At 72.3% G+C, this 3,734-nt stretch carries 4 protein-coding genes; all 4 read left to right on the plus strand.

Annotated elements, in window-relative coordinates; genetic code table 11:
• The first annotated feature begins 144 nt into the window (after positions 1-144).
• Positions 145-1,053: an ABC transporter ATP-binding protein gene (locus D7W79_RS39995; RefSeq protein WP_276375599.1), complete on the plus strand. Its 909-nt coding sequence runs from the start codon at positions 145-147 to the stop codon at positions 1,051-1,053.
• A complete protein-coding gene (locus D7W79_RS40000; protein ID WP_120530462.1) occupies positions 1,050-1,889 on the plus strand; it encodes an ABC-2 transporter permease in 840 nt (279 codons plus the stop codon). The genes D7W79_RS39995 and D7W79_RS40000 overlap by 4 nt, the downstream gene beginning before the upstream one ends.
• A 3-nt stretch (positions 1,890-1,892) precedes the next feature.
• The gene (locus tag D7W79_RS40005; RefSeq protein WP_120530463.1) at positions 1,893-3,014 is read left to right on the plus strand and encodes a hypothetical protein; all 1,122 of its coding nucleotides are present in this window, start codon (positions 1,893-1,895) and stop codon (positions 3,012-3,014) included.
• Between the two features lie 138 nt (positions 3,015-3,152).
• Positions 3,153-3,734 (plus strand): fused MFS/spermidine synthase (locus D7W79_RS40010; RefSeq protein ID WP_244222246.1); only part of this gene is annotated, 582 nt, incomplete at its 3' end.

Here is a 3,734-nt window from a genome sequence, read left to right on the forward strand (position 1 = left end):
GTGCCATGCGGGTGCAATCATCGCCCCGCCGGGTCGTCTACAGTCATGACCGTGACGACCCCACCTCCCGCCCTCGAAGTGCAGGGCCTGCGAAAAACGTATCGCCGAGCGTTCGGACGCGGCGGCCATGAGGCCCTCAAGGGCATGGACCTCCACGTCCCGGCGGGCAGCGCGTTCGGGCTGATTGGCCCCAACGGCGCGGGCAAGACGACCTTCATCAAGAGCGTGCTCGGCATCGTGCGGCCCAGCGCGGGCACGGTGCGCGTGCTGGGCGGATCCCCGGAGGATCCGGCCATCCGCGCGCGCATCGGCTACCTGCCGGAGCGGCTGCACCTGCCCGGCACGTGGAAGTCGCCCGCGTTCCTGGCCACCGTGGCGCGCCTCAAGGGGCTGAAGGCCGACGCGGGCGCGCACGCGAAGCTGCTGGAGCGCGTGGGCCTTTCGGACGCGGTGGACCGGCGCATCGGCGGCTACTCCAAGGGCATGCGCCAGCGGCTGGGGCTGGCGGCGGCGCTCCTGGGAGAGCCCGCGCTGCTCGTCCTGGACGAGCCCACGGACGGCATCGACCCCATGGGCCGGCTGGAGGTGCGCCGCATCCTCCAGGAGGAGGTCCAGAAGGGCGTGACGCTGTTCCTCAACTCGCACCTGCTGGCGGAGACCGAACGCGTGTGCGACCGCGTGGCCATCCTCGCGGACGGGCGCGTGCTTCGCGAGGGACGGCTGGATGAACTGGCGAAGGCGGGGGCGCGCTGGCGCGTGCGCTTCGCGCCCGGCGCGGACACGGCGGCGCTGGGAGCCGCGGGCTTCATGGCCGTGGCGGATCCGGCGCGGGGTGCGGCGGCAGGCGGTGCTTCGCGGACGGGCGTGGCGCCCGCGGGCGGTGGCCGGGAGGACGGCGTGTACATGGTGGACGCGGCGGACGTGGCGGTGCTCAACGCGGCGCTGGATCGGGCCCGGGCCTCGGGCGCGCTCTTGATGGAGCTCAAGCGCGAGGGCGCGGACCTGGAGGCGGTGCTCGTGGGCGCTGTCGGCGGGCCGGGGGTGGCGGCATGAGGAGCCCGGTCTTCGTCATCGCGGGGTACGTGCTGCGCGAGGCGGCGTCGCGCAAGTTCATCCTGGCCTTCATGGTGGGGCTCACGCTGGTGCTGGCCACGGTGGCCCTCAGCCTCAAGCTGGAGGTCGTGGACGGAGCGCTCGCGGCGACGCGCCTGTTCGGCGAGGTGATGCGCTCGAACATCATGTCCGTGGACGTGGCGCTGAGGCCCGTCTACCGCGCGGCGGCGTACCTGGTGTTCTACGGCGGCATCCTCTTTGGCATCGTGGCGTGCTCGGACTTCGCGCCGGGGCTCCTGTCGCCCGGCCGCATCGAGCACCTGCTCGCCCTGCCCCTCCAGCGCTGGCACCTGCTGGCCGGCACGTTCGTGGGCGTGATGACGCTGGCGCTGGGCGGCACGGTGTACGCCGCGGGCGGGCTGACGCTCATCTTCGGGGTGAAGGCGGGGTACTGGACGATGGGGCCGCTCATCGCCGGGGGACTGGCGTGCGTGGGGTTCGCGGCGGTGTACGCCGTGATGCTCACCACGGCGACGCTGGTGCGGAGCGCGGCGCTGTGCTCCGCGGCGGGCTTCGTGCTGCTGGTGGGCGGCATCCTCGCGGGCTTTCGCGCGGACGTGTCGCGCTACCTGGAGGCGGGCTTCGGCCGCACGGCGTTCAACGCGGTGACGCTGGTGCTGCCCCGGCTGTCCGCGCTGGCGACGCGCGCGGCGGACCTGGCCAGCTCCACGCCGATGGAGAAGGGCTCGCTGGGGATGTTGCTGGGCGGCGTGCTGGTGTTCGGACTGGGAGCGCTCTCCGTGGGCTTCTGGCACTTCGAGGGAAAGGACTGCTGAGTCATGGAATCGCGCGGGCGCAGGAGGGTGTGGCTCTTGGGGGCGCTGCTGTTGTTCGCCGCGGGCGCGGTCCTGATGTTCACGGGCCAGGGCGACACGCCGCCGGCCGAGGAGAAGGACGTGGCCTTCCCCCGGCGCATGCGCGGGGAGGACGTGGCGCGAGCGGAGAAGCGGCGCACCTGGGTGATGCCCGCGGTGGTGGACGCGGGGGTGGCCGCGCCCGTGAAGCCGCGCGACCCGCTGCTCGCGGCGCTGCCCCGGGGCCCGGGCCACACGGCGGTGGTCATCGAGGCGAACGCGCTTCGCTACTCGCCCGTGGGCGAGCTGCTCATGGACTGCCTGCTGCGCGACGGCGGCAAGAACCTGGAGCAGTTCAAGGCGATGAGCGGCGTGGATCCACTCAAGGACCTGGACCGGCTGGTCATCACCGACGAGGGCGTCATCCTCTCCGGCGACTTCAGCAAGGCGAAGTACCAGGAGCTGCTGGGCGAGCGCGTGGCGTCCGACCACGGCCCGGGCGCGCGCGTGTACGAGCCGGGGGACACGACGTTCACCCTGCCGGATGGCGGCACGCGGCGCGGCCGGATGGACACCTCGGTGGGCACCTGGAACGACCAGATGCTGGTGTTCGGCAAGTCGCCGGACTCCGTGAAGACGGTGCTGGACCGCATGGACGGGCGCGGGGTGGAGGACGGGCCTCCGCTGCTGGATGAGAACAGCACCTACGGGGAGATGTACGGCGTGCTGGCGGTGGAGCAACTGGCGCGGCTTTTGGGGCCGGATCAGGCGGAGCTGGCGCAGCGGCTGACGGACGTGGCCCAGAACGTGGAGCTGCACCTGGACACCAGCGGCGACGTGGCCATGGTGGCCAACGTGACGGGCCTGGACGCGGAGAAGATGACGGACCTGGGCAAGTCCCTGGGCGGCGCGCTGTCCATGGCGCGCATGAAGGCGCAGGCGGAGGGCAAGGAGGACCTGGCGCAGCTCCTGGACTTCGCGAAGGTGCGGCCGGACGGCTCGTCCTTCAAGCTGGAGCTGGCGGTCCCCCTGGCCACCATCCAGGAGCAGCTGGCCTGGTGCCGCACGGAGCGCCAGGCCGCCGAGCATGCGAAGCCGGCACCGTAAGGGCAGGCAGGCCCCGCTTCACTGTTTTCCATAGGACAGGCTTCACGGGATACTGCGGCCCGACAGGGAGCCGCGACCCACCACGGGCTGGTCGGGCGCGGGCTCCTCGAGGGTCTGATGAACACACGCGTCGGGAGGGTGGCTCCCCTCCTCTTCGGTTCGGGGCTTTGCGCACTGGTCTACCAGACGGTGTGGCTGCGGGAGTTCCGCCTCATCTTCGGGGCCTCGACCGCCGCGTCGGCCGCGGTGCTCGCCATCTTCATGGCGGGGCTGGGACTGGGCAGCGCGCTCCTGGGCGCGCGGGCGGACCGGCAGGCGCGGCCGCTGGCCTTCTACGCGAACCTGGAGCTGCTCATCGCCGCGAGCGCCGCGCTGAGCCCCTTCCTCGTGGAGGCGGTGCGCGCCATCTACATCGCCCTGGGCGGCACGCCGGTGATGGGCCTGGGCCTGGGCACCGTCGTGCGGCTGGTGCTGTCGCTCCTGGTGCTCGCGGTGCCCACGGTGCTCATGGGCGGCACGCTCCCGGCCGCCGCGCGCGCGGTCCTCTCCGATGAGGATCCGCACCGCCGCGACCTCGCCCTGCTCTACGGCATCAACACCCTGGGCGCCGTGACGGGCGCGGTGGCGTCCACGTTCCTGCTGCTGGAGGTGCTGGGCAACCGCTCCACGCTCTGGTCCGCGTGCCTGCTCCTGGCTCTTATACAAATCTCCGAGCCCACG

This window comes from Corallococcus exercitus (assembly GCF_003611585.1).
Classification (GTDB): domain Bacteria; phylum Myxococcota; class Myxococcia; order Myxococcales; family Myxococcaceae; genus Corallococcus; species Corallococcus exercitus.

Excerpts from the sequence above, each read along its gene's own strand:
- D7W79_RS40000 (WP_120530462.1), top strand. The coding sequence starts at position 1,050 with ATGAGGAGCCCGGTCTTCGTCATCGCGGGGTACGTGCTGCGCGAGGCG.
- D7W79_RS39995 (WP_276375599.1), top strand. The coding sequence starts at position 145 with ATGGACCTCCACGTCCCGGCGGGCAGCGCGTTCGGGCTGATTGGCCCC.
- D7W79_RS40005 (WP_120530463.1), top strand. The coding sequence starts at position 1,893 with ATGGAATCGCGCGGGCGCAGGAGGGTGTGGCTCTTGGGGGCGCTGCTG.